Annotated in this window: 23 protein-coding genes and 1 pseudogene; 10 read left to right on the forward strand and 14 right to left on the reverse strand. The window is 60.6% G+C overall.

What is annotated here, in order from left to right; all coding sequences use genetic code 11:
• Positions 1–21: 21 nt before the first annotated feature.
• Complete coding sequence (locus ACP2YO_RS28755; RefSeq protein ID WP_426434517.1) at positions 22–303, forward strand: hypothetical protein; 282 nt, start codon at positions 22–24, stop codon at positions 301–303.
• Between the two features lie 400 nt (positions 304–703).
• Here the strand turns inward: ACP2YO_RS28755 and ACP2YO_RS28760 are convergent, their stop codons facing one another.
• From ACP2YO_RS28760 to ACP2YO_RS28795, 8 genes and pseudogenes are all read right to left on the reverse strand, one after another.
• Positions 704–2,005 carry an MFS transporter gene (locus tag ACP2YO_RS28760; protein WP_426434518.1) on the reverse strand — a complete coding sequence of 434 codons (1,302 nt, stop codon included), beginning with the start codon at positions 2,003–2,005 and terminating at the stop codon, positions 704–706.
• A 368-nt stretch (positions 2,006–2,373) separates the two neighbouring features.
• Complete coding sequence (locus ACP2YO_RS28765) at positions 2,374–2,508, reverse strand: hypothetical protein (RefSeq protein WP_426434519.1); 135 nt, start codon at positions 2,506–2,508, stop codon at positions 2,374–2,376.
• Positions 2,509–2,752: 244 nt separating this feature from the next.
• Entirely contained in the window at positions 2,753–3,772 is a 1,020-nt protein-coding gene (gene ilvC, locus ACP2YO_RS28770; RefSeq protein WP_426443336.1) for a ketol-acid reductoisomerase, read from the reverse strand.
• 187 nt (positions 3,773–3,959) lie between these two features.
• Positions 3,960–4,835, reverse strand: a complete 876-nt coding sequence (locus ACP2YO_RS28775; protein ID WP_426434520.1) for a class II aldolase/adducin family protein — start codon at positions 4,833–4,835, stop codon at positions 3,960–3,962.
• Positions 4,836–5,114: 279 nt separating this feature from the next.
• Positions 5,115–5,592 (reverse strand): annotated as a pseudogene (locus ACP2YO_RS28780) (efflux RND transporter permease subunit); the annotation flags it as partial.
• A gap of 153 nt (positions 5,593–5,745) precedes the next feature.
• Positions 5,746–5,874, reverse strand: a complete 129-nt coding sequence (locus tag ACP2YO_RS28785) for a BBE domain-containing protein (RefSeq protein WP_426443337.1) — start codon at positions 5,872–5,874, stop codon at positions 5,746–5,748.
• A 60-nt stretch (positions 5,875–5,934) separates the two neighbouring features.
• Positions 5,935–7,122 (reverse strand): FAD-binding oxidoreductase, encoded by a 1,188-nt coding sequence (locus tag ACP2YO_RS28790; protein WP_426434521.1) that lies wholly within the window; start codon positions 7,120–7,122, stop codon positions 5,935–5,937.
• Positions 7,123–7,402: 280 nt separating this feature from the next.
• Entirely contained in the window at positions 7,403–8,290 is an 888-nt protein-coding gene (locus ACP2YO_RS28795; protein WP_426443338.1) for a LysR family transcriptional regulator, read from the reverse strand.
• A gap of 107 nt (positions 8,291–8,397) precedes the next feature.
• Here ACP2YO_RS28795 and ACP2YO_RS28800 point away from each other — a divergent pair, with 107 nt between their 5' ends.
• The 4 genes from ACP2YO_RS28800 (at position 8,398) to ACP2YO_RS28815 (ending at position 12,932) form a co-directional block, all read left to right on the forward strand.
• A complete protein-coding gene (locus tag ACP2YO_RS28800) occupies positions 8,398–9,075 on the forward strand; it encodes a GntR family transcriptional regulator (RefSeq protein ID WP_426434522.1) in 678 nt (225 codons plus the stop codon).
• A 315-nt stretch (positions 9,076–9,390) separates the two neighbouring features.
• Positions 9,391–10,869 carry a Rieske 2Fe-2S domain-containing protein gene (locus ACP2YO_RS28805; RefSeq protein WP_426434523.1) on the forward strand — a complete coding sequence of 493 codons (1,479 nt, stop codon included), beginning with the start codon at positions 9,391–9,393 and terminating at the stop codon, positions 10,867–10,869.
• 86 nt (positions 10,870–10,955) lie between these two features.
• Positions 10,956–11,966, forward strand: a complete 1,011-nt coding sequence (locus tag ACP2YO_RS28810; protein ID WP_426434524.1) for a PDR/VanB family oxidoreductase — start codon at positions 10,956–10,958, stop codon at positions 11,964–11,966.
• A gap of 90 nt (positions 11,967–12,056) precedes the next feature.
• Positions 12,057–12,932 (forward strand): LysR family transcriptional regulator, encoded by an 876-nt coding sequence (locus ACP2YO_RS28815; RefSeq protein ID WP_426434525.1) that lies wholly within the window; start codon positions 12,057–12,059, stop codon positions 12,930–12,932.
• A 73-nt stretch (positions 12,933–13,005) separates the two neighbouring features.
• On the opposite strand, the gene ACP2YO_RS28820 is transcribed toward ACP2YO_RS28815, so the two are convergent.
• The 4 genes from ACP2YO_RS28820 to ACP2YO_RS28835 form a co-directional block, all read right to left on the reverse strand.
• Positions 13,006–13,437 (reverse strand): HlyD family efflux transporter periplasmic adaptor subunit, encoded by a 432-nt coding sequence (locus tag ACP2YO_RS28820; RefSeq protein WP_426434526.1) that lies wholly within the window; start codon positions 13,435–13,437, stop codon positions 13,006–13,008.
• A 33-nt stretch (positions 13,438–13,470) separates the two neighbouring features.
• Positions 13,471–13,758, reverse strand: coding sequence for a biotin/lipoyl-binding protein (locus ACP2YO_RS28825; RefSeq protein ID WP_426434527.1), 288 nt, complete (start codon positions 13,756–13,758; stop codon positions 13,471–13,473).
• A 248-nt stretch (positions 13,759–14,006) separates the two neighbouring features.
• A complete protein-coding gene (locus tag ACP2YO_RS28830; RefSeq protein WP_426434528.1) occupies positions 14,007–14,210 on the reverse strand; it encodes a DUF1656 domain-containing protein in 204 nt (67 codons plus the stop codon).
• 18 nt (positions 14,211–14,228) lie between these two features.
• Positions 14,229–16,322: an FUSC family protein gene (locus tag ACP2YO_RS28835; RefSeq protein ID WP_426434529.1), complete on the reverse strand. Its 2,094-nt coding sequence runs from the start codon at positions 16,320–16,322 to the stop codon at positions 14,229–14,231.
• 323 nt (positions 16,323–16,645) lie between these two features.
• Here ACP2YO_RS28835 and ACP2YO_RS28840 point away from each other — a divergent pair, with 323 nt between their 5' ends.
• The 5 genes from ACP2YO_RS28840 (at position 16,646) to ACP2YO_RS28860 (ending at position 21,712) form a co-directional block, all read left to right on the forward strand.
• Positions 16,646–17,110: a cupin domain-containing protein gene (locus ACP2YO_RS28840; protein ID WP_426434530.1), complete on the forward strand. Its 465-nt coding sequence runs from the start codon at positions 16,646–16,648 to the stop codon at positions 17,108–17,110.
• 497 nt (positions 17,111–17,607) lie between these two features.
• The gene (locus ACP2YO_RS28845; protein ID WP_426434531.1) at positions 17,608–18,915 is read left to right on the forward strand and encodes a glycosyltransferase; all 1,308 of its coding nucleotides are present in this window, start codon (positions 17,608–17,610) and stop codon (positions 18,913–18,915) included.
• Positions 18,916–18,994: 79 nt separating this feature from the next.
• The gene (locus ACP2YO_RS28850) at positions 18,995–20,215 is read left to right on the forward strand and encodes a multidrug effflux MFS transporter (RefSeq protein ID WP_426434532.1); all 1,221 of its coding nucleotides are present in this window, start codon (positions 18,995–18,997) and stop codon (positions 20,213–20,215) included.
• Positions 20,216–20,231: 16 nt separating this feature from the next.
• Positions 20,232–21,095 (forward strand): alpha/beta fold hydrolase, encoded by an 864-nt coding sequence (locus tag ACP2YO_RS28855; RefSeq protein WP_426434533.1) that lies wholly within the window; start codon positions 20,232–20,234, stop codon positions 21,093–21,095.
• On the forward strand, positions 21,092–21,712 hold the full coding sequence (locus tag ACP2YO_RS28860) for a glutathione S-transferase N-terminal domain-containing protein (protein ID WP_426434534.1): 621 nt from the start codon (positions 21,092–21,094) through the stop codon (positions 21,710–21,712). The genes ACP2YO_RS28855 and ACP2YO_RS28860 overlap by 4 nt, the downstream gene beginning before the upstream one ends.
• A 398-nt stretch (positions 21,713–22,110) precedes the next feature.
• On the opposite strand, the gene ACP2YO_RS28865 is transcribed toward ACP2YO_RS28860, so the two are convergent.
• Together ACP2YO_RS28865 and ACP2YO_RS28870 are read right to left on the reverse strand one after the other, a co-directional pair.
• On the reverse strand, positions 22,111–23,217 hold the full coding sequence (locus tag ACP2YO_RS28865) for a serine hydrolase domain-containing protein (RefSeq protein ID WP_426434535.1): 1,107 nt from the start codon (positions 23,215–23,217) through the stop codon (positions 22,111–22,113).
• A 425-nt stretch (positions 23,218–23,642) separates the two neighbouring features.
• The gene (locus ACP2YO_RS28870) at positions 23,643–24,422 is read right to left on the reverse strand and encodes an L-threonylcarbamoyladenylate synthase (RefSeq protein ID WP_426434536.1); all 780 of its coding nucleotides are present in this window, start codon (positions 24,420–24,422) and stop codon (positions 23,643–23,645) included.
• Positions 24,423–24,491: the final 69 nt, after the last annotated feature.

Here is a 24,491-nt window from a genome sequence, read left to right on the forward strand (position 1 = left end):
AACAAAGGAACTGGAGCAACAATGAAAAATCTGAGAACTCTGAGTGCAGCGGTCGCGCTTGCCGCGATGCTGCCGCTGGCAACGCTGAGCCCTAGCCTTGCGGAAGGACGCGGCCCCGGCCCTTGCACCCCGCCGGACGGCTACGCTGTTGGCGCGGCCGGACCCGCAATGAACGGCGGCCAGCTGATGGCCGGCGTAGGCCAATGCCAGCGCATTGGCAGCTGGCATCCACACTATGGTGCCAGCGCCTATACGGCGGGTGCCGCGCCAAGCAATCCATATTACGGCGGACCTGACTACTAAGACGCCAGACCGGATCATTGGGACGGCGATGTGCGCCCGCGACACCGGTTCAGTCGCGGGCGCCGGTAGAATGAGATCACCGGCCAGAGGCGATGGCGTCAGCCCCGAATGAACCGTGCTCGTGATCCACCTCTCCCGCGGGGCCATCGCAGGGGCGCGCTGCCACAATTTCGAAAACAACCCCATGCAAAGTAGCCGGCGGCTGCCGGCGTTCGTCACGTGGGCAAGGCGCGGAGCGGAAAGTACTTGACGCGATGGCCTTCGAGTTTGGCCCTTTATTCCGCGGTACGATCATTTGCGCTTAGCGCACGAGCCTCGACCGATGGTGTAAACGGTCCGAGTGCAGGAATTCAGCCCGGCTATCACTCGCACGTAGCGATTACAGCACCGAACGTTGGATTTACCAGACAGAACCACCATCAGGCCGCAGTCGCGACGACTGCCGCGCCAAGACCGCCACCCCCGTCAGGAGGCCGACGGCGTCGACGATCAGCAGGTAATGCAGATGCGCCATCGGATCGAAGCGCAGGCCGAATATCACGACGGCCGGCGTGAGCCCTCCAAAGACCGCCCAGGCGAGGTTGTAAGAGAAGGACACGCCAGTAAATCTTACCGCCGAGGGAAAGCTCTCGACCATCACATAAGGCACGGCCACAATGACACCGGCCGAGAGGCCGGCCAATGTGTAGAGCTGCAGCAGCCAGCCGGGATGGGCGGCAAGCTGGCTGAATAACAGATATGTAACCAGACCGAGCAGCACGCTGCCAGCGATCAGGAAGCGGCCGCCGCCCATCCAGTCGATGATCGGGCCAGCGGCAAGGAGGCCAAAAAGGAGGCCCACGGTCGACACCGTGTTGGCCTGCAGCGCTGTCTCGGCCGGAAGGTGGTAGACCGTCTGAAGCAATGTGGGCGTCATCAAGAGCAGCACGACGTTCGTGGCGGCGAGCAGCCATCCCAAGGCGATCGAGAGCATGACCCCGATGCGATGCTCTCGGAGCACGATGCCGACCGGCAGTCGGGTCGCGACAGCGTTCCGATGCTGCAAGGCCCGGAAGATCGGCGTCTCGGCCAGATATCGGCGAAGAAATAGCGAGACAAGGCCAGCGCCGCCGCCGATCAAGAAGGGCAGGCGCCACCCGTAATTCCGGACGTCGGCTTGTGTCAGACCGGCATTGACGGCAACAGCGGTCAGCGAGCCAATGAGAATGCCGAGTGCCACACCGCTGGTTAGGACGCCGCAGGCCAGGCCCATCCGATTCGGGGGAACATGTTCGGTGACGAACGTCCAGGCGCCCGGCACTTCGCCGCCGATCGCAGCACCTTGCACTAGGCGCAGCAACAGCAGCAGCACAGGCGCCGCGATGCCGATGCTCGAATAAGTCGGCATCGCGGCAATGCCAAACGATGACACGACCATCAGTTGCACGGTCAGCATGAACGTCCGCTTGCGGCCGAAGATATCACCGTAATGGGCGAACACGATGCCGCCGAGCGGGCGCACCATATATCCGGCCGCGAAGATGCCGAACGTTTGCAGCTCTGCGATCCATTGCGGGATCTCGTGCGGGAAAAATAACGCGCCAATGGGCTTTACGAAGAAGGCAAAAATAACAAAGTCATAATATTCAAGCGCGGTGCTCAAGGTCGATATCAGGATCATCAGAAGCGGCACCCGGCCAGGTGGATCGGCTGGTTCGCCCAAGCTGGCTCGGCCATTGGTTACATGGTCCGGGGAAATGGTCGTGATTCTTCTCGCCATGTCAGTTGATCTCTCTTGCGGAGCTATCTCTTCGCGACGCGCCGGCCGTTCGCCGCCGCGCGAGGGTTTGGCTTCAGAACCGAGGGCGAGCGCTCTCATCTTCGGCAATCAGTCTCTCCAGCGCTCTGCGGTCAACCTTGCTCAGCGCGTTGCGCGGCAACGCATCGATCACCTGAAGTCCTTCGGGAACCTTATAAGGTGCAAGGCGCTTCGCGAGGCGAAGATCGTGCGTGCTGCATCAACGCTTCGGCAAGGACCGTCATTGGGATCTCCTATGATCATTAGGTGATTCCAAAGCTACTCGGGACCCGCTACCGAGCGATTTCATTCCAGGAGTAAACGACTGCGGCAGTAGCACGGCCGAATGAAGAAAGCTCATCTTGCTCGTCGTCGACGATGCTGCCGTTCGCAAAGCCGTGCATGAAACTGATTGCTGTCGCCGGCATGGCGTGCGCCTCTTTGCATCGACGCGAGACCTTCTGAAAGCAAACTGCCGGACAGACCCGCTGCTTGATTTTCGAGGTTCGGATGCGCTGATCTGAGCGGCTTCGATCTAGTCTGATTTTTGTCCGCCTGTGCCGGCCAGGTTGGCCCTGAGCCGGTGATGTTTTCCGGCCGAGAGAGATCGACTACGGGCCGATTGTTTGCTGTCATGATTGTACCGGGGAGATCTTGGAAGCGGTAGCAGGGTCAGTTCCTGTTACGATCGACCAAAGCTCCGTTTTTGATCCACGGCATCATGGCGCGCAACCGTTCACCGACCGCCTCGATGCTGTGAGACGACATCTTTCGGCGCATGGCCTTGAAGTTGGTCTGGTGGACCCCGTTTTCGAGCATCCAGTCGTGCGCAAATTTTCCCAATTGGATGTCATGCAGGATGCGCCTCATCTCCGCCCTGGTTTCGTCGGTGATGATTCGCGGACCGGCGACGTATTCGCCATATTCGGCGGTATTGCTGATCGAATAGTTCATGTTCGAAATGCCGCCTTCGTATAGCAGGTCCACTATGAGTTTCATTTCGTGGAGGCACTCGAAGTAGGCCAATTCCGGCGCATAACCATGCTCGACCAAGATATCGAAGCCGCTCTTGATCAGTTCGATCAGGCCACCGCAGAGCACGGCTTGCTCGCCGAAAAGGTCGGTCTCGCACTCCTCTTTGAAGGTCGTCTCGATGATGCCGGCGCGACCGCCGCCGATCGCACAAGTATAGGACAACGCAATATCGAGCGTATTGCCCGAATAGTCCTGCGCCACCGCGACCAGGCAGGGAGTGCCGCCACCGCGTTGAAACTCGCTGCGCACCGTATGACCTGGGGCCTTTGGTGCCGACATGAACACATCGATATCGGCGCGAGGCTCCAGCAGGTTAAAATGAATGTTCAGGCCATGAGCGAATGCTAACGCAGCGCCCGGCTTCATGGTGTCGTGCAGCTTCTCTCGATAGATATCGCCCTGAAGTTCGTCTGGCGTCAGAAGCATCACGATATCAGCGGCCATCGCCGCCTCGGCGACATCCTTAACCTCCAGGCCCGCGGCCTTGGCTTTAGCGACGCCTGCCGAGCCCGGCCGGAGGCCGACCACCACCTTATTGACCCCGCTATCGCGCAGGTTAAGGGCATGGGCATGTCCCTGGCTGCCGAAGCCGATGATCGCGACGGTCTTCGTCTTCACCAAATTGACGTCGGCGTCGGCATCATAGTAAATCCGCATACTGCTCTCCCGGTATTGACTGCCCTCGGGCTGCGTGGATCGACAGGCTGCAACGCCGAGAATCTCACGTCGGCTGCCGAAGCTCGCATCTGACAGGGCCGTTGGTGGATGGATTAGAAGCGCCTTAGAGTGGGGCCGATTGGCGCTGACCAAAACGAGCTCCAATCGGCCTCGCTGCTATATTCGATCAGGCGAACATCTCGGGCTGGCGCTTAGCGATGTGATCGTACAGCGGCTGAAAGTGCAGCCACCCGATAAACGAACCACCTACGTGTTCGCGACTGTAGCGTGCGCGGTCGGGGGCGACGAAGGTCGGCTTGACGCCCGTGGCTTCCACAGCGAGTTGCGCCTTGCAGCATTGCTCCAGCGCGATAAACCACCAGGCGGCATCGTCGATGCTATGCGGGCTGGACGTCAGCAAGCCGTGATTTTGGTGCAGCACGGCGCGGTGGTTTCCCATCGCCTCCGCAATGCCGACGCCGGATTTCTCTTCGACGGCGACCGCACCGGCACTCTTGCCGATCACGACCTGATCCTCGAAAAAGGCGCAGGCATCCTGCGAGATCGGATCGATCGGTCGCCCGGTCGAGCAGAATGCTGCGCCGTAGAGGGTGTGGGCGTGGCACATCGCCATCACCCGAGGATTGTGCTCATGCACGGCAGCATGGAGGACAAAGCCGGCGCGGTTGATGGCATATTTGCCTTGCTGGATTGTGCCAGCGTGATCGGCGAGGATAAGGCTGGACACGGTCACGTCGGCGAAATGGACGCACATCGGATTGGTCCAATAGAGATTCGGATATTCTGGATCGCGCACCGTGAGGTGGCCGGCAAAGCCGTAGTCATAACCATATTTGGCGAAGACCCGGCAGGCGGCGACCAGGTGGGCCTTGCGATATGCACGCTCCTCGCCGACATTCTTGAAGTTTGGAACTTCCGGAAAGATCAATCCTTCCTGTTCCGGCTGATAAATTGAAATCCGGCCTTTGGAGAGGGCGATCTGCTCGCTGCGACCATCTGCGGCGGCAGTAGATGGCTTTTGTGGGGTTTTGGTATCAAGCATGGCATGGCTCCTTCATGTCTCCCACAAAGACTTAGCTGCTCTACGCGCTCCGTTCAGGATGCGTGATGCAATAACACTCATGCGATGGTGTAATTAATCCACGTTCCACGGCGGACCGCGAAAGCATCGGCCCGACAATCGACAAAGACGCGTAGGCGCGCACTCAATCATCGCTCCGGGAGACAGACGACGTGGATGGCAGTGCCGTCGCGCTCTTCAAACTCTCGGAGCAACTGCACCAATTGATCTTCCGAATTGCCGGTAGACGCATCCAACGCGTCAAGAAGGCTTGCCAGCTGACAAAAATCGGCGATGCGGACACCGGCGCAAGCTCAAGAGCAGTTGAGGCTCAGGCACGCGCAGGAGAACCCCGGTTCTCGATCCTCGGCATGGACACCGATTTCGGAGAGCCCTCCCCTGTACTCCTTCCACGAGCTTGCGAATGAAGGTGTAGAAGGCGGGTGTGAAAATGCGGCGGAAGCCGGTCACGCCCATCATCCCGAACAGGACGGCTGTCCCCAGTGATTGCCGGATTTCTGCACCGGCTGCGGTCGCGGCCCCAAGCGCGGCGACGCCCAGGATGAACGCGAGTGAGGTCATCAGGACCGGGCGCAGCTGCGTCGCGGCTTCGCCGGCGGTCACGCCCTCCTCTTCCTTCTGGCGCGCAAACTTCGACGATCAGGATCGCATTCTTGGCAGCAAGGCCAACGAGCACAACGAAGCCGATCTGCGTCAGGATGTCGATCGGCATGCCCCGCGAGCGCCTCGGCAGCGCGGGCGGTTTCAAAATGATGGTCGAGGACCGTGCCGGGCTCAGACGAATGCGTTGGTGTCCCAGCTTGCGGTTGCCTGCTGTGCACGCCCGCTCGATTGTTCGAATAGCGCCTCGCTATCAGCCTTTGCGGACGCATCAGCCTTCGGGCAACGGAATGGCGGAGGCGAACACGCCGTCCGGATCGAAATGACGCTTCAAGGATCTCAGCCGAGCGCCGTTGCTGCCGTACGCGTTCTCGACTTGTTCTCGATCATGTGGCGTCAGGAAATTCGCGTAGCCGCCGGGTAGCGCAAATGGGGCGAGGCCCTCCCAGAGGTCCTGCGCCTATTGCCGGTGCGCCGCGCTGTTGCTCCCATCGGGCTTCCAGCGGGCGATGATCTCGACCATGAAATGTTGCTGGCGCAAGCCGAAAGCGATCGCCCCGGCAGGAATGCGCGTGGCCGCGCCGTGGAAGTGGTGCCAGTTGACCATCGAGTAGGGCGACGTCTTGCGACCGACCGCCGTGATGATCGCATCGACGGCACCGGGCGTGAGCGCGGGCAGCGAGCGCGTCCGGACCTCACAGTGGCGGCCATCCGCCTCCTCCAGCGACGCGTCAAACGGAGCGAGCATTTCAGCGTAGGTCATCGGCCCGAACTGTGCCGACTGCGGGTTGCCGAACGCCTGCAAGTGATCCATCGCGCGCTCCCCTTGAAGTTTGTCGCCGTTCCACAGCGGCAGCAACGTGATCGCGGGCTGGCCATCCGGGCCGGATGCCATATTCACGAGAACACCGAGTTCGTCAGGCATGGTCGCCGCAAACGCCGCGTAGCGGCGCAGCACTGGCTCGGCCTGGCTCCATGGATACACGATCGATCCCGCGAGCATATGGCGCGTCTCATGCAACTGCACCCGCAAGGAGGTGACGACTCCGAAGTTGCCGCCGCCGCCCCGTATTGCCCAGAACAACTCGGGCTCGTCCTTGGGACCGGTCGCGACGCGTCGCCCATCCGCAAGAACCACCTCGGCACCAAGCAGGTTGTCCGCTGCCAGACCGTAAAGACCATTAAGAGGGCCATAGCCGCCGCCCAGGGTCAGGCCGCTCATGCCGACCGCACCGCAGTTGCCCAGCGCCGCAACCAGACCGTGTGCAGCAGCGGCGGCGGCGACGTCCTTGGCCTTTGCCCCACCGGAGACGGTTGCGACTCGTGAGTGCGGGTCCACGATGACCTGCCTCATGCTGCTGAGATCAATGACCAGTCCATCGGGGCGTAAGGCGCGTCCGGCCATGTCATGTCCACCGCCGCGTACCGATAGGGGTAACCCGTGTTGACGTGCACTCCGCACCGCCCCCTGCACGTCCGCGGACGTCTCACACACTGCAATTAACGCTGGCTGGTTCTCCACTGCTCCGTTGAATATCTTCCGGGTGGAAGCGTAGTCATCGTCGCCGCGTGACACGACTCTTCCCTGCATCGTGGCGCGCAGTTCACGCATCGCTGTCGAGGCAGTCCGGACACTCTCAATTGTCATTTGCTTACACCTTTTCGTCAGTGATGCGGAGTACTGTAGCCAACGTTTCAGCTCCGAAGCTCGCAGGCGCACTCACCTGCGGAATGCCTGCGGCGACTTGTTTGACCGCGGCAGCAGAGGGCGATCTTCTCGCTGCGGCCATCATCGGCGGCAGTGGACGGTTTTTGCGGGGTTTTGGTATCAAGCATGACATGCTCCTTCATCTCTCCCACAAAGACTTAGCTGCTCTAGGCCCTCCGTTCAGGATGCGTGATGCAATAACACTCATGCGATGGTGTAATTAATCCATTTTCCAGGGCGGACCGCGAAAGGCATCGGCCAGGTAGTCGACGAACACGCGTACGCGTGCACTCAATCGTCGCTCCGGGAGATAAACGGCGTGGATGGCGGTGCCGTCGTGTTCTTCAAACTCTTTGAGCAACTGCACCAATTGTCCCCTGCGAATTGCCGGCAGGGCAAGATGCTCGGCCATTCGCATCACGCCCACGCCTCGAAAGCACATTTCAGCCAGCGAAAGGCCGTTACTGCTCCGAAAATTGCCTGTCGCAACATGCTCGCGTCGTTCACCTTCGATGCAAAACGGCCAGCGATTGAGGTGCTCCTGCGCGCCATGCCATTCGAGACAGTTATGATTTTTGAGCGCCTCGGGCGCCGGCGGTTTGCCATGATGCTTGAGATAGGATGGCGCAGCGACGATGACGCGCCGAAGGTCGCACAGCTTGCGCGCTTTCAACTGCGAATCGCGTAGCCGTCCCATCCGCACGGCGATGTCGAAATTGTCGTCGATGAGACTGACGATCGCATCACTCAGTGAAAGATGGACTTTTACGCCGGCGTAGGTGGCCAGGAACGTCGGCAGCAACGGCAGCAATTGGTCGGTACCGAAAGCGAGCGGTGCGCTGACCCTTAGATCTCCGGCCGGCATCGTCTGGCCAGCAAAGGTCGCTTCTGCATCGTCTAGCGCGGCAAGGATCTCCCGGCAGGTCGCCAGATAGCGTTCTCCTTCGGTGGTGAGGCGATGCCGCCGAGTCGTGCGATGGATGAGTTTAGCGCCAAGCCTGCGCTCCAACTGCGCAATCGTGCGGCTGACAAACGGTTGCGAGCTTTCGAGAGCATACGAAGCCGCGGTAAAGCCCTCGTGCTCTACAACGGCGCGAAAGACCTGCATTTCCAGCAATCGCTTATCCCTCATCGCAAGCTCCAATCTGGAATACCGAATACACCGTGTTTATTTAGATGGCGTCCTGTACCATGCGAGCGAATGGGAGAATTACCTTGAACAACACGATCGCCGATCCGCCTCTCCTCACCGATACGGTATACCAACGCCTCATCGAGGAGATCGTGGACGGCAAGCTGGCGCCCGGCCAGCGCATTAGGCAGGCGGCACTTGCAGAGCGGCTTGGGGTTTCCCGGGCACCCATTAGTCATGCCCTTCAGCTTCTCAAACAGCGCGAACTCGTGCGTGAATCCGGAAAGATGGGCGTCGAGGTCGCCCCAATCAGTTCGGACAGAGTACGGGACCTCTATCAGATACGGGCGCGGTTGGATGGTTTGGCGGCGCGACTGACTGCTGCCCGCGTGAAGGTTGGCGAGTTGCGACCAACGGATATCGAACGCCTTCGACGCGTGTTCAATTCCGGCGCCGTGGCGGCCGCAAATACGCCGATGTCGCAACAAGTGCGGGCCGATGTCGCCTTTCATAAGGAAATCTACGAGATTTGCGGCAACCCTTCGATCGCGACGACAATGTCTCCGCTCTGGTCGCACATTGCTCGCGCGATGGTCTTGGTGCTCGAAGCCGGAGCGGAACGGCAACGCGCCTGGGCTGAGCATCGCGCCATCATGGATGCCATTCTCAATGGCCGACCGGAGGAAGCCGAGGAGCGGGCGTTCCTGCACGCGGCCGACGCCGGCGTGTTCACCGAGAACCGCCTGCGCGGAACGCGTTAGGCTCATCCTACCGGTCATCTCGGTCATCCAAGTGGTCACGGCTTGCCACTCGCCCGGTCGCACCGGCGACTTTTCAGCCTTATCAATTTATTTTGAATACCAAAACATTCGAACTATACCATATTTATACATATTTATCAATGAGATGGTCGTGAAACCAAGCACCCATTTCAATCCGTAAGTAAATTTGGTATTCCAAATTAAGCACCGAGATGAGGCTCGTGTGAAACGACTAAGGGAGAATGGACGATGAATGTCGCAACAAAGGCACCGGAAAGGGATGCAGCTACTAAAGCCGGCGCCGGCAAGCCGCACATGCAGCCCTATGGCGGCTACTACGCCAATCGCGTTCCCCAGCATGATCCAGAACTCACCGAGACCGGCCCGGGCACCCCGATGGGTGAATATCTGCGCGGATTCTGGCACCCGATCTGCATGTCGGCCGAACTCACCGACACGCCGCACCACCTCAAGATCCTTGGCGAAGAGCTGGTTACGTTCCGCGACAAAAGCGGCCGCGTCGGCGTCCTTCACGCGCACTGCGTCCATCGCGGCGCGAGCCTGGAGTATGGCCGCATCGAGGAGCGGGGCATCCGCTGCTGCTACCACGGCATGGTATTCGACGTGGATGGCAGTTGCCTGCACGTGCCCTATCCCAAAGGTGAGGAGAAGGAGGCGGAGAGGTTCGCCTGCTCGATCCGCCAAGGCGCCTACAAGGCATTCGAACGCAACGGTCTCGTCTTCGCATACATGGGACCGCCGGAACGGGAGCCCCCATTCCCCGAGTGGGAGGGCAACTTCACCGTCTCCGAGACCGACGAACTCGTGCCCTATAGCAATTGGCAGCACTGCAATTGGCTGCAGGTGCAGGACAACGCAGCGGACAACTATCATCCGACTGCGCTGCACAACGGCACCTATGTCGTCGACGGTCATTATCAGGGCACGACCTTCAACGAAGTCGGCGCCGCTTCCATGGAAGTTGGGCCGGACATGCAGTTCATTCCGGTGCATGACGGGCGCGGTCTTGCCTGCGCTGGAGCGCGCCGCGTGGACAAAGACCGGCTATTCATCCGCGTCCAGCACCAGGCGCTGCCTAACCTTTCCCTCCATGCCTACACATCGGAGGACGGTTCGGCCCGGAAGCTGTTCAGCCGCTTTCACATCATCCGCTGGACGGTTCCGGTCGACGACGAAAACAGCAAAATGATCGGCTGGCGTGTGATGGGACCGGGCATCGACACCCGCGGCGTCGGTGACAAGTCATTGGTTGGCTACGAGACGATCGACTTCCTGGAGGGCCAGGTGGCCACGCGGCGCCCCGAACGCTTCGGCAAATACAAGCTCGAGGATTTCCCACCGATCCCGTCGAGCCATCGCGAACGCGCGAACTACAAGGAGTGTCAGTACGCCCCCGGCGACTATGAAGCCATCATCAGCCAGCGCCCGATCGCTGTCCATGCGCTTGAGAACCCGACCAAGTTCGATGCGGGTCTCTATGCTTTCCGAAAAATGCTGCGCGATGCGCTGCGCGGAACCAATCCAGCTGCCTCACCCGACAGTACTGCCCAATGGCTCCATGCCGTCGGCGGCACGCCGAAAAGCTATTGCTGCGGCAATGTGTTTGAGGTGCCGGAGGCTGAGGACATCAAGCAAGAGGTCGCCAACCGCCGACGTATTGCCCGCGGCATCGTCGCGTTGCTCACCGAGAGCGACAAACTGTCCAACGAAGCGCGTCGCGCCTTTGTCCTCGAAGGCATGGATGAACTCGAACGCACGTTGGGGAAAAAATGAGCCGAAGCACCCGTCCGTGTGGTGAGCGTGTTTTCGGGCGCGCTGCACGGCCGGGCTCGCTTCGGTCACCAGCCGGAGGACCAGTCATGAATAGCTCCATTCTTAATCCCCAGGCGGTTTCAGAGCCGGATACACTGCAACTCCGGGTGCGACAAATCCGTTTCGAGGCGCCCGGAGTAAACTCCTATGAGTTAGTCGACCCGGACGGTCGGCTACTTCCCGAAGTGGGTGCTGGTACCCACGTCGACGTCCACTTGCCCGACCGCATGGTACGGCAGTATTCGCTGAGTAACGACCCGGCCGAACGCCATCACTACATCGTCGCGGTGCTGAAGGACGAAACCGGGCGCGGCGGATCCAAGGCGCTGCACGAGGCCGTTCATGTCCCGGATGTGATACGGATCGGCCTTCCACGAAACAACTTCCGCCTGGACGAGACGGCGTCCGAGTACATCCTGCTAGCGGGCGGGATTGGCATCACGCCTCTGAAGGCCATGTGCCATCGTCTCGAAGCGATCGGCGCAAACTTTGTGCTTCATTACTGTACCAAGAGTGCCGAATACACGGCGTTCAGGGACGAGCTGATGCGGCTCGGTCAACATCGATCCGTACGCTTGCATCACGACGGCGGCAACCCGGCCAATGGCCTCAATATCGAGGCATTGCTTGCGAAGCCCAAGGAAGGTACGCAAATCTACTATTGCGGGCCTCCCGGCTTTATGAAGGCATGCGCGCGAGCAACCCAGCATTGGCCGAGCCACAGCGTACATTGTGAGCACTTTGGGTCGCCGATCGTGCAACGCTCTCTCGACGCAAGCGGCAAAGGCGTTGACGCCGATGAATTCGACGTCGAGATAGCCAGCACCGGCAAGCGCATTCACGTCGCGGCCGAACAAAGCATTGTCGAGGCGCTCGTCGAAGCAGGAATTCAGGTCGAAACATCCTGCGTCTCCGGGCTTTGCGGGGCTTGTAAGGTTCGCTATCTGGCCGGCCAGCCCGACCATCGCGACTTCATTCTCAGTGACGATGAGAAAGATAGCTATCTCACGACCTGCGTTTCGCGTTGTCGAATGGGGCCCCTTGTTCTCGATCTTTGAGCAGGCCCCTGCCGTCGTCGGTCAGCAATATGCGCATTCCGTCGTGCTGCTTCGGCCAGCGACAAATTCGCACGGTTAGATGAGCTTTCCATGATCGATACCAGACGGATCAAGGCATTCGTTGTCCTTGCGGAGACTTTGCATTTCGGCCGGGCAGCGGCTCGACTGCATGTTACTCAGCCTCCGCTCAGCCGCCTGATTGCAGCCCTGGAATCGGAGCTTGGTGTGAATCTGCTCGAGCGCCGACCGCGCCGTGTCAGCTTGACGCGCGCTGGCGAACGCTTCCATGCCGACGGCAAGGCAATCCTTGCTTCCATAGATCAAGCTTGCAAGAACGCAACCGCTGCGGGCCGCGCGGGACCTGGAGAGCTTTTCGTCGGCTTCACGAGTTGCGCTGCCTTCAACGTGATCCCGGCGTATGTGCGAAGCTACGCATCGGCGTTTCCCGGCGTCAGTCTGAAGATCCGGGAAATGCTCGCGGACGAACTCATGAGCAATCTCGTGGAAGGGAAAATCGATGCAGGGATCATGTTTCCACCCGACCAAGAGATCAAAATGGAGATGCGCACGGTCTACACCGAGCCGCTCTGTGTTGCGATGGCCACGAAGCACCGGCTGGCGGGAACCTCCCGCGTTCACATTACCGATCTCATGGAGGAACGCCTGGTCATTCCGTCGCGCGGCGGAGGGCCGAACTTGCATGACAACATCGTTGGGGCCTGCCGCGCCGGAGGGTTCGAGCCGCACGCCCTGTTCGAAACCAACCTGCTCCAGACCATCTTGAATCTAGTCGCCGAAAACGTCGGGGTGGCGCTGGTGCCGCGCTCCATGAGCAAGGCCCGGCTCCGTGGAGTTTGTTATCGGCCGCTGGTCAAGGCGCCGACCGTCAGTCAGCTTCTTCTTTGGAACGGTGGCAATCGAAACCCCTGCCTTCAGGACCTATTACGGCTGCCGCAGCCGATCTGAGCGAGCAGATCGGACGAGACTTGGCTCGGTCGGTCGGCCTCCCCTTTCGCAGATTTCGGCGCAATCAGCCGGGTCACCGCTTTTCGGCGCGTCGGCTATGCGCGACCGCTACGCGATCCGGATTTCCCACATGAACGGTCACCGTCAATCCAACGACCAGGGTGAAGGCAGGCAGCACCTCATCGATAGAGATCCGCACCGGCACGCGTTGGGCGAGACGAATCCATGTATAGACGGGATTGACGGAGGCGAGGCCGGCCTCGCCTGATTGAGCGTTGGCGACTTCTATACCGCGCGAGATCCCCTCGACGTGACCTTGCAGTAGACCGCTGTGTCCCATCAGCGACATTTGCACAGGATCTCCCAAATGAATGCCCTCAAGCTGGGTCTCCTCGAAATATCCTTCGACCCAGAAGCTATCGGTGTACACGACCGTGAGAACTCGTCGGCCAGCGGTGGCGTAGTCGCCGATTTGCGCCGTCAAATTGGTAACATAACCGTTCACTGGTGAGACGATCCGGGTCCGCTTCAAGTTGACTTACGCTTGTTTGAGATGCGCTAACTCTTGCTGGTACGCCGCTTCAGCCACGTTCGCTTGAGCCACAAAGCTCTGCTGCTCCTCGACCGACGCTGAGAGGGTCGTCAACTTCAGACGACGTGCGGCTTGTGCTTGCCGATTATCGGCGTCTGCTCTGGCTTGTGCGACCGCGGCCTCTGCGTTGCTGACTGCGATCTCGTAGTCGGTAGAATCAATCTCCAGCAGCAAGTCGCCCTTGTGAACGTATTGATCCGCACGCACCGCCAGACGCACGATCTGGCCCGACACTTCGGGAACCTCCGTTATGACGTAGGCGCGAACCGTGGCGTCACGCGTCTACGGCCCAACCATGTAAGCGTACCACATTTTCCAGGCCATCAGGCAGGCCAGTAAAAGGATGAATCCGGTGACGATCGCGGGGGCGCGATTCTTCCGACGTATTGCCTTGGCTCTCGCAGTCGATGCATCAGCGAGGACGCCGACATCCTTGCGGACACGGAACTCCAGCTCGCCACCGAAGGATCCGTCCAATTGGGTCATCGACCTACCGAGCCGATCACGATGAGGGATAGTATGATCACGTAGACGGCGCTGTTAAAGAGCGGTGGGTGCCAAACATGCCGGGTAACGTTGAAGCGGTCGGCTGCGCGCAGAAGCAGCAGCGTGATTAGCGCCGAGGCGATAGCCATCGGGACAAAGGGCGTGACATAGACACCAAAGATGTTCAGATCCGTGATCATGGGTTCACGCGACGCCTCCTAGTGCCATTGCAATTTCTTTGTGGTATCGAGAAATCCAACGCGACGCGAAAGCGCGTCGACGATCAAGGTGGCGGCCGCTCGGCTGCGCATGGCGACCAATGGCGCACCCTGGATCTGCTGCGTACTGAAGTCGGACAGCGAGGCGCTGACCGCAGGCTGGTCGGCCGCAGCCAGGCTTGCGAAGGCCTGATCGAGCGCCGTGCGCCCGGAAAGCCTGAGGCGAGAGTTACGCAGATAGATCAAAGCTTCGCCGATCGATAGCGCCAGTTCGAGTTGCGCCAGTTGCTCGGGCGCGGCTTCCTCAGGCATCGCCTGAAGTCGCCAGCATACTCGGCTCACCCATTCCGATCGGCTCGGCCATCGAACGGCCACTGCCATTGCGCATAGATCCCTTGCGGTGAGCGCGACCAGGCGGCGCGCTCGCCACGTCGGTGAAATTGGCGGAAACAACCGCATGGCGGTTGCGGCCGCTATCGTGCCCGCGATGACTGCGAACGCCGAATTTAGAAATTGACCGAGATCATTGTAGTTTGGCTGGTTCGACGGCAACAGGATCGCAAGAAAGTTGATGATCAAACCGGCAGTCAGAGCTTTCTGCCACGGTCCGGCGGCAAGCGCACCCAAGGGCACGAGAACGCAGGTCAGCGTGAGCGAAAGGTCCGTGAAGCCTTCCTGTGCCGGCAAGATTGCGAAATTCACAAAGACGGCGAGCGCGGCGGCAAGGATCGTGCCGGTCGAATAGCCGATGGCACTACGATAAGCCAGATCCGCGTCTGGAGAAAACACGGTCACCGACACGGCCGCGAAAGTCACCACCGCCTGGCCGCCGGACCACCCCGTCTGCACCCAAAACACCTCGGTCGCGAGGATAATCACTACGGCCCGCAATCCGTTAACTGCGGCTGGCAGAAGGTCCGGCGCGAAGAACCAATTGTGGCCACCGCCCACGTCGGGCATTTCCTTACCCGGAGCGACGACAAGCACGAGGCTGTTCGCCACCCGCTGCAGGTCGAGCAAGGCCTCGGCCACGCTGTCCACGAGTAATCGGGTCGCCACGTCATCAACCGGAACCGTCAGAACCCGTCGCGCCGCTTCACCGCAGGCTTCCCGCACGCGCTCCGCGCCGTCGATCCAACTGACGGCGGTCGCATCCAGGACCATGCCACGCAAGCTCGCCGAGTCGCGTCGACCCAAATCGTCCCACGCCTTGTTGAAATGATTCGCGATCCCTTGCCACGCAGATAATGCGGAGAACAGGCTTTCCATACCGGCCTGAAGGATTTCAGAGCGGTGACGAAGCTGGGGCTCTTCGGCCTTTGCCTCTTCGATCACTGCCTGCAATGCGACCACGCTACGTATCAGGCTCCGGCGCCGGGAGAGCAACGCGACGGTGTCCGGGCCGATCGCGAGGGTATCGGCCAGTCCGGCCGCTGTCTGCTGCGCTACGCGAGCCAAATTCTCCGCCAGCTGTCTTCTTCCGTCACCGACGCTGGTGAGCATGACGACCACCGCAACGGCGACTACTCCGATGCAAATCTCGGACATCCGGGTGGCCGCAACGATGAAGGTCTCCCCGGGTGCGTCAATGACGTCGGCGAAGATAACAGCGGCAGTGAAGCCAGCCAGCGCCGCTCCGTAGCTTGCGAAGTGACGCAAGATGGTCGCGAAGAATCCGCAAACACCGATCCATAACGCCAAACCGACGAGCAGACCGAGCCGGTTCTGCGGAAAGGCCGAGGTCAACAACAGGATCGCGATTGCTCCGAAGATGGTTCCAACGGCGCGGACACGAGCCTTGCGAAGTGAGGAGCCGAGACTTGGCTGGCAGACCACGGCAGCGGTAATGCCCGCCCAGAACCCACTGTCAAGTTCGAGGCGATAGGGCACGAAAAGCGCCAGGACCACGGAGGCTGAGAGACGCAGGCCGTAGAGGACGAAGGGCGACGCCGTCGTCAACCTGCCGCCGGCCAATTTTACAAAAGCTTTGAGCTTTGAACTTCTCCCCGACAACATTGGTTTGCTCACTTCCTGATCAGTAACACCATCCGAAATGAACGTCGCGATGACGGAATTGTCGTGCCTGGCGCTCACGCATGCGAACAAGATAGATAGGGCGGCCGGCACGTCCAATACTTAGTGACACTCTGAGCAATACCTTCATTGCATCGATGCCGCCGAAGCGCGTCGACAAGAACGATTCCTTGACGAAGCAAGACCTTCCATTGAACGGAGCCCAACTGTGAGCCCATCGATCAGGCAGTAACCCGGGTTGGTCCGGTCACGCAGCCCCACCGTTTCAGCTGTAACGTAATATCGTACAGGCGAAGTCATCATGTAACGCACTCCTCCTATCCATCGTATCCGGTCGTTGACCGGAGAATGACCTCACACGACCGCGATAGGAGGATACGATAATGACCGGTCTCACACCCGAGATGACGACTGACAATGCAAAGCCGACTTGCCGTCTCGTTCGTGCGGGTGAGGAATTTGTCGGCAAGCAGGGACATTTGTGCGCGCCAGGCATCTCTGCCCAATCGGCTGGCGCAGAGAGAATTCATTTGCAGCTTGTGAGACTCCCACCCGGGAATCGTTCAAAGGCGCATAAGCACGATGACCACGAAACAGCCATCTATATCCTGAGCGGCGAATCCGGTTGCTGGTATGGCGATGAACTCCAATACCATCTCATCGCCCGCGCCGGCGACTTTCTCTACATTCCCGCCAACATGCCTCATCTGCCTTACAATCTGAGCGATACGGAGAGTTGCGTGGCCGTCATCGCACGCACGGATCCCAACGAACAGGAGAGTGTTGTTTTGCTGCCGGAACTCGAAAACCGGCCGGATTGGCTCGCACCGCCGTCCCGGCTCGAATAACCCACGCCGGTCAATTCGAACTCGCTTCGACGTTATCTGTCGAATTGCACAGCGACTGCCTTCGCCACACTTGCACCGAAGAACGGTGAATGATCCTTCTACTTCGGCTTGACGCCGGCGGCTAGTTGATGGGCCGACGGGCCGCAGTTCCGTTCAATCGATTAATTGAGGACAGGCTCCAGCTAGTCCACCGAAATCGCAACATTCTCGTCTCTCGCTCCACCTGACAGCACATGATCGGCAAGTGCGCCTTGCGGATCATTCCGCCTTCTCGCCGGCTCCGCCCGTCGGCGCTGACAGACGCGCACGTATCGCGTTCACATTCTCGCGCGCCCTTACAGGTGTAACCATCCGGCTCATCTCCGAAACGCTGCGGTAGCCGAGCTGCCCGAGATTTACCGCCTCGGGCCGCGCGACGGCATGCGCGTTCGAGCGGCCGCCACGCAACACCGCGCTACGCCGGTCAAACCCGCCTGGCAATCACGGAGACTATGATCGTGTCACACAATTTTCTGCTCGTATCCTGGGGTAGTTCCGGCAATCTCAATCCCTTGCTGACCGCAGGCCGCCAATTACGGCAGCGCGGACATCGCGTCAGGATCATGGCAGACCCGGCCATGCGAGACGAAGTCGCCGCGGCCGAGTTCGACTTCGTGACCTGGCGCCGCGCGCCGACCGGACCTGACGCAGACCCCACCAACTTCCACGACGTGGGCGACTGGTTTCGTCGCGCCGTGTCGGATCCCGCGGCCGATTATGCGGCCGACCTCAGGGATGAGATCGGCAACGCCGCAACCGATGCCGTGCTCTCGATCGATGTCCTGTTCGGCGCGGTGCTCGGCGCGGAGGCCGCAGGCGCTCCTCTCGCGATGCTCTCGCCGCATGTCAGCCTTCGGCCGCTTGCCGGAGTGCCGCCCGCCTCGAGCGGCCTGCCGGCACCGAAGACGCCGCAAGAGCGGGCCGAAATCGCGGCGGCCAGCCAACAGATCATGGAGTTCTTCAATAGCTTCCTGCCGAGTTTGAATGATGCCTGCGCGCGGTTAGGCGTGCCGGCCCTTTCCCATACGATGGACCTGTTCGATCGGCCCGCGCGGGTGTTGCTGGCGATGAGCCGGGCGTTCGACTTCGAGGCCGATTCGCTGCCCGCCAATCTCCGCTATGTCGGTCCGCTGCTCGACGAGCCGGGCTGGTCCGAACCGTGGCGCGCGCCATGGTCCACCAAGCGGCCACGTGTGCTGATTGCCGGCAGCACCGGTGCGCAGGGCCAGGGCGAGCTGATTCAGAAGATCATCCACGCAATGGGCCAGATCGAGGTCGAAGCCGTCGCGACCGCCGGTCCCAACCTGGACGTCAACACCCTTCAGGCTCCGGACAATGTGCACCTGCTGCGCAGCGCGCCCCACGACACCGTCATGCAAGAAGTATCACTCGTGATCAGCCAGGGCGGCCACGGCACCGTTAACCGCGCGCTCGTCAACGGCATGCCGCTGCTGATTTTGCCAATGGGCCGCGACCAGGGCGACAATGCCGCACGTGTCGAATCCAACGGCGCCGGCCTGCGATTGCCGCCGACCGCGTCCGAAACGGAGATCGCTTCAGCCGCGGCACGGTTGGTTCTTGAGCCGGATTTCGGTCTCGCTGCGCGACGGCTCGGTGAGGCGATCAAGGCCGATATCGACGGCGCCGGGCTCGTCCATGAGATGGAAGCGATCGTAGCCGAGCATCGGAGCGCGCACGCACGGCCGGACCCGGCGTTGCGGGCGAATTCGGTCAGCCGCGGCAGAAGGCAACAACGAGCGATTTAACGCGTACCGCACAGCATCGCGGCGACGCCGCGATGCTGGCGACGGTCTTCCCCCTCAACCCAGAAGCGGTGATCCACCGATGCGCATCGCACCTAACTCCGTTGCCTTCAGCTGGCTGCTCGGCCTTCTGTCCGCGCTACCGACCTTTGGCATCGACATGATCCTGCCGACCTTGCCGGCCACCGCCGCAGCCCTTGGTGCGCAGGCCTCGGAGGTCGGGCTGGCGATGAGCGTCTATCTGCTGGGGCTCGGCGCAGCGCTCGTCGTGTATGGACCGGTCTCCGACCGGATTGGACGCCGGCCCATCATCATGTTCGGAGCCGCGCTGCTCACGCTGGCCAGCGTGGGCTGCATGCTGGCGCGCTCGTTGCCAGTCCTGCTGATTTTCCGCACCCTTCAAGGCGTCGGCGCCTCAGGACCGGGCATGGGCGCGCTGACGATCGTCCGCGACCTGTTCGAGGGCGAAGAGGCGCGCGCCAGGATGTCTTATGTGGTGTTTGCCATCAACATCGTCCCGATGGTTGCGCCGAGTGTCGGGGCGGCGCTCTTGACGTTCGGCGGGTGGCAGGCGGTCTATTGGGTGCCGCTCGCCGGTGGATGCATTCTGCTGGTGGCAATGCGCGGCCTGGCCGAGACCGCGCGCATTGATCCGGATGCCCGCTTCAGTCCCATCACTGTCGTGCGGGATTATCTCTCTGTCCTGAGCCATCCGATCTGCCTCGGCAACGCGATCTGCAATGCCGCCGCGGCCGGCACCGTGTTCGCCTATATCACGGGCTCATCGCTGTTCCTGATCAACGTCATCGGATTGGGGCCGAGCCAATACGGCGTGGTCTTTGGCGCGAGCTCGCTCTCGGTCATGGCCGGGTCCCTGCTCAATCGGCGCCTGAACGGCTGGGGCGTGACGCCGCGCCAGATGATCGCCATCGGACTTTCGCTTTCTACCGTGCTCGCCGCGTGCCTGATGGTGATGGCGCTGGCGGACGGCCGGTCGATCATGGTTGTCGTGCTTGTCATGACCGGCGTGGCGCTGTCATTCGGGCTGATCTCTCCCAACGCCATGAGCGAGGCGCTCGAGCCGGTGCCTGCGATCGCGGGCGCCGCCGGTGCTGTCGTGATGTTCATGCAGATGCTCGGCGCGGCGTCCTCGAGCTGGCTTGTCTCCTGGCTGTTCGACGGCCGCTCCGCCCTATCGATGGCCGTCACCATGCTCGCGTTCTGCCTGCTCGCGATTGCAGCCGAGCTAGGCGTGATCGTCGTCGCCGGCCGTCAACGTGAGCTGTCCACAAAAGCAAGCTAAACCAGAGGAGTGAATGATGATGGATGCCAATACCGGACTGAAGCCGTCCTTCCTGAAGCGTGACGGCGTGCGGCTGGCGCATTTCGAGGCCGGACCGGCCCACGCCCCGACGCCGCCACTTGTCCTGATCAATGGCTGGACCGGTGACCACCGGATCTTTACGCCGCAGATCGATCATTTCGCAAAAAACCGCCGGGTCGTCGCGGTCAATCTTCGCGGGCACGGCGCGAGCGATGCGCCGAAGCAGGAATACACGATGGCGGGATTTGCGGATGACATCGCCTGGCAGTGCGCCAAGCTGGGGCTGCACCGACCCGTCGTGATCGGACACAGCCTGGGCGGCGCGATCGCGCTCGAACTGTGCGGACGCTACCCGGAGCTGGCATCGGGCTTCGTCATGATCGATTCGATCGTCATGGGCCGCAAGGAGATGCGCGACGCTCCTGAGATTGGTCAGCTCATGCAGGGCATCGGCGGGCCGCACTACCTCGCCGTGTCGCGGGCGAATGCATGGGAGATCGGCTGCGACTATGACGATCCCGCGCGGCGCAAGGCGATCTTCGACGAATACATCCTGCCGCCTTGCGAGAGCACGCCACAGCACGTCGCCTTCTCGGCGGTCAGGAACTACGTCTTCGACCATGATCCCGAACCCGCGGCGGCGGCCTGCCGCATTCCCATGGCCTATATCTCCGCCGACGTACCGCTGGTCGATATGGCCCGCGATCTCGACCGTCTTAAACAGCTCTGTCCGCAGCTCCTCATTGCCAAGACGCTGCTGGCGGGCCATTTCAACACCATCGAGGTCGCCGACCAGGTCAACGCCATGATCGAGCGCTTCCTCGCCGTGGGTCTTCGCGCGGCACGGAGACTCTCATGATCCTCTATTGCGCTCCGGGCGGCTGTAGCCTGGCTGATCACATCGCGCTGATCGAGGCGGGGCTTCCATACAAGCTCGTTAGAGTCGATCGGGACAGGCGGACCGAGGATGGGCGCGACTTTATGACGATCAACTCTAAGGGTTACCTGCCCGCGCTGGAACTCGACGACGGGACTATCCTCACCGAAAATCTCGCCATTCTTGTCTATATCGCCCATCAAGCAGGCGCGCTGCTCCCCGAGGAGGGTCTCGACCGTTGGCGCGCGCTTGAAGCCACCTCGTTCATGACTACCGAATTCCACCGCAACTTCAGGCCGTTTTTCCATCATGACGCGACCCAGGCGGAAAGGGCTAAGGCACGACGACTGCTGGTCACGCATTTCGCCACGATCGCCGAGCAGCTTGGCGACAGGCCGTTCCTGATTGGCGACCGAATGACGATCGCAGACCCGTATCTGGTCGTGATGCTGATGTGGGCTGGCAAGAATGAAATCGAAGTGCCGGAGCGGCTCACGGTCTATCTCGCGCGGATGAAGAAGATGCCTTCGGTCGCCAGAGCGCTCGCAGATGAAGGGCTGAGCCTGAACCCTCGGCAGTGGTTCACAGATCAAACGTAGAATGCCGCTTCACTTCGGGTGGTCGCGCAGCCAAGCCTCGTAGCTGCGGACGTTGCGTCGCCTTCACCAGATGTGCCCGCTCGGCGCGAGTTGGACAATGCATCGGAGCCAAGATGAAAGATCTTCTGAGCTTATTCACGTTCGGCATCGTGGCGTTGTGCTTCGTGGTGTTCGTCACCGCCCTCAAGCCGGATTCCGTCGGAGTAGTGTCCGGATCGAGCAAACCCGACTACTGCGAAATTTCGCCTAACGCTCGCTTGCCGCCGACGCGTCTTTGTGCGGGGTCGTGGCCTGATGTCAGCCCGCGATAGTTTGGGAGCAAAGCGGACATCGACCGCGTTGAGGGGAACACGGCCTAGATGGAGGTAAGTTGACGGATGCGGCCGCGGCGCGCGCATTTAATGGTCGAGCGCGGCGTAAACCATATTGCGCACAAGGTTTCGATAATGGAGCCTTTGCTCCGGCGATGATGATTGTAGCATGAACAACACGAACAGATCGTGAGCGGGGTCGACCCAGAAATAGGTGCCGCCCACACCACTCCAAAAGAAGTCACCCGGCGAACCCGGGAACGGAGCTTCGCCCCGTGCTATGCGGACCGCGAAGCCCAGCCCAAATCCATAGCCGGGGCCCGGGGGATAGTAAGCATCTCGTCCGATGACAGCTCCAAGGTGGTCTGAGGTCATGTAATCCACGATTGATGGGCCGAGTATGCGGCGACCCTCAAGGCTGCCGCCACCCAGCAGCATGCGAAGGAAGCGCGAGTAGTCGGCGGCGGTCGATACAAGACCTCCGCCGGCGCTCTGCAGTCTTCGCACAGCAGTCGGGTCGAAGAAGCGCGGACGCGCCCGCTTTGTGGCCTGAGGCAACGGCTGCGCAACCCTACCGTGATCAAGGGGCGCTAACCGGAAGCCGGTCTCTGTCATGCCAAGAGGGTTAAGCACCGTGCATCGAAGTACGTCATCCAGGGTTTTGCCGGAAACGACCTCGAGAACACGTCCTAGAATGTCCGTCGCGTGGCTGTAGTGCCAGACCGTCCCCGGCTCGTACTCCAGCGGTAAGGACGAGATTCGATCGACGAAAGCGGCAAGCGACAAATCTTCGTCCAGAAAACCATCGGCGACATAGGCCTCATGGGCTGGGCCGCCTCCAAAATAGCCGTACGCCACACCGGCCGTATGACGGAGTAGATCCTGGATGGTTGGACGACGCTGTGCCGGAACGGTCGTGCCGACGGCACAAATCACGCGGAGGTTTGCGAACGAGGGAATGAAATCGGCGATAAGCTGATCGAGGTGGAAGGCGCCGCTCTCTACGAGAACCATCGCGGCTACCGAGACGATGGGTTTCGTCATTGAGTAAATCCGCCAGATTGCATCTGGCTGGAGCCGATCACCAGCTACGACATCGCGAAAGCCGACCGACCGCTCGAACAAGTTGCCGTCGTGGTGACCGACAATAATGGTCGCGCCCGGAATGGATCGAGCTGCCACATCCAGTTCCAAGCGGCGCGCGATAGCCTCCAGCCGCAAGGGAGCCAGGTGTACTGGTCTTGGTTTGAGCCTCGTCGTCACGACCCTCTACCGCTTGGAAACGTCACAGCGATTGTTTCTCTCGAAAAACTGCGCCGTCGCGCAAGTGGAGTGAGGAGGCACGGGAAACGGGAAAAGAGACGGCCGCGATCAACGTCAGACATTCGAACAATTTTCCCACCATTTTTCAGCAGACCGCCAATGGAAGCGCATTCCATACTTATCCGAGTATCTAGCCATACAACGTCAATCTTCTGTGAGCCGCGATGTGAACGAACCCCACGACGCGAAAGCCGAGTTGCACGCATTATGCTTGAGAACCCGGATCACGCGGCAGTGGTGCGCTGCAAATGGACCAAGACCTGAGGCAAGAGAGGCCATGAACCACGTAGAATGCCTCAGTAGTAAGTTCCGTGACGATAATTCCAGCTCGGATAGATGGATGATAGCAGCGGCAAGATCCGCTCGATATCGAGACCCTTGCGGATGACAACCGGTCCCGGTTGAACCGAGCGTTCGCCTCTTTGCTCTGGAATCAGCCTGCCGTCGGCGTCGACCATTGAGACCATTACGCCTTGTTCGTAGCGAGTCTTTTCATTCGCACCTGGTTGAATTCCGCGAACATAATCGTCTGCGGCAATCACGAGATCCGCCTCGTTGTTGACGCGCTCTCCAATGCCGTCCATGCGACCGGAGTTGCCCTTTCCCGAGGGATTCGCTGAGCTGGCAAACGCCAATGTCCGGTGGTCCTCCCAAAGCACGCGCGTGATGAGCTCAGACGGTTCACCAAACTTGATGACAAAGCAACTGGTGGAGCGCCGATCCATCATCAAGGACTCCGAACCATCGCAGGGAATGTGCTTCTTGGCCTCTTCTTTCCATGGAAGTATGCAGCCCAGCAGGATGTCGTTGTCCCAGGCCGTCTGATAAAACGCGCCGATTTCCGCGTTCAGTATCGCGAGCTTCCGAAGCTGTTCCATCGACGCGCATAGCACGACGCCGGGCTTGTCAAGAGATCGCTTCTTTGAAGAAAACTTCCGCGTTAATCCGCCGACGTCGGTGGTCATGATGATATAGCCGACCTTCGTCGGACTGACGATCATGCGCCCGCCTTCTAAAAGCAGATCAACGGCTACCTGCTGTCGTCCGCCGCTCCACTCCAAAATCTTCTTGTGCATGATGATCCTCCAGGTTTCGATTGAACGGACGCTCGAACGGAGCTCGCCTGATCGTCTTGCTTGAGCCCG

It is taken from the genome of Bradyrhizobium genosp. P (genome assembly GCF_049949265.1).
GTDB lineage: Bacteria > Pseudomonadota > Alphaproteobacteria > Rhizobiales > Xanthobacteraceae > Bradyrhizobium.

Coding starts and splice junctions, on each gene's coding strand:
- ACP2YO_RS28755 (WP_426434517.1), top strand. CDS start 22: ATGAAAAATCTGAGAACTCTGAGTGCAGCGGTCGCGCTTGCCGCGATG.
- ACP2YO_RS28765 (WP_426434519.1), bottom strand. CDS start 2,508: ATGCCGGCGACAGCAATCAGTTTCATGCACGGCTTTGCGAACGGCAGC.
- ilvC (WP_426443336.1), bottom strand. CDS start 3,772: ATGCGGATTTACTATGATGCCGACGCCGACGTCAATTTGGTGAAGACG.
- ACP2YO_RS28775 (WP_426434520.1), bottom strand. CDS start 4,835: ATGCTTGATACCAAAACCCCACAAAAGCCATCTACTGCCGCCGCAGAT.
- ACP2YO_RS28790 (WP_426434521.1), bottom strand. CDS start 7,122: ATGACAATTGAGAGTGTCCGGACTGCCTCGACAGCGATGCGTGAACTG.
- ACP2YO_RS28795 (WP_426443338.1), bottom strand. CDS start 8,290: ATGCAGGTCTTTCGCGCCGTTGTAGAGCACGAGGGCTTTACCGCGGCT.
- ACP2YO_RS28805 (WP_426434523.1), top strand. CDS start 9,391: ATGCAGCCCTATGGCGGCTACTACGCCAATCGCGTTCCCCAGCATGAT.
- ACP2YO_RS28810 (WP_426434524.1), top strand. CDS start 10,956: ATGAATAGCTCCATTCTTAATCCCCAGGCGGTTTCAGAGCCGGATACA.
- ACP2YO_RS28815 (WP_426434525.1), top strand. CDS start 12,057: ATGATCGATACCAGACGGATCAAGGCATTCGTTGTCCTTGCGGAGACT.
- ACP2YO_RS28830 (WP_426434528.1), bottom strand. CDS start 14,210: ATGATCACGGATCTGAACATCTTTGGTGTCTATGTCACGCCCTTTGTC.
- ACP2YO_RS28840 (WP_426434530.1), top strand. CDS start 16,646: ATGACCGGTCTCACACCCGAGATGACGACTGACAATGCAAAGCCGACT.
- ACP2YO_RS28850 (WP_426434532.1), top strand. CDS start 18,995: ATGCGCATCGCACCTAACTCCGTTGCCTTCAGCTGGCTGCTCGGCCTT.
- ACP2YO_RS28855 (WP_426434533.1), top strand. CDS start 20,232: ATGATGGATGCCAATACCGGACTGAAGCCGTCCTTCCTGAAGCGTGAC.
- ACP2YO_RS28860 (WP_426434534.1), top strand. CDS start 21,092: ATGATCCTCTATTGCGCTCCGGGCGGCTGTAGCCTGGCTGATCACATC.
- ACP2YO_RS28870 (WP_426434536.1), bottom strand. CDS start 24,422: ATGCACAAGAAGATTTTGGAGTGGAGCGGCGGACGACAGCAGGTAGCC.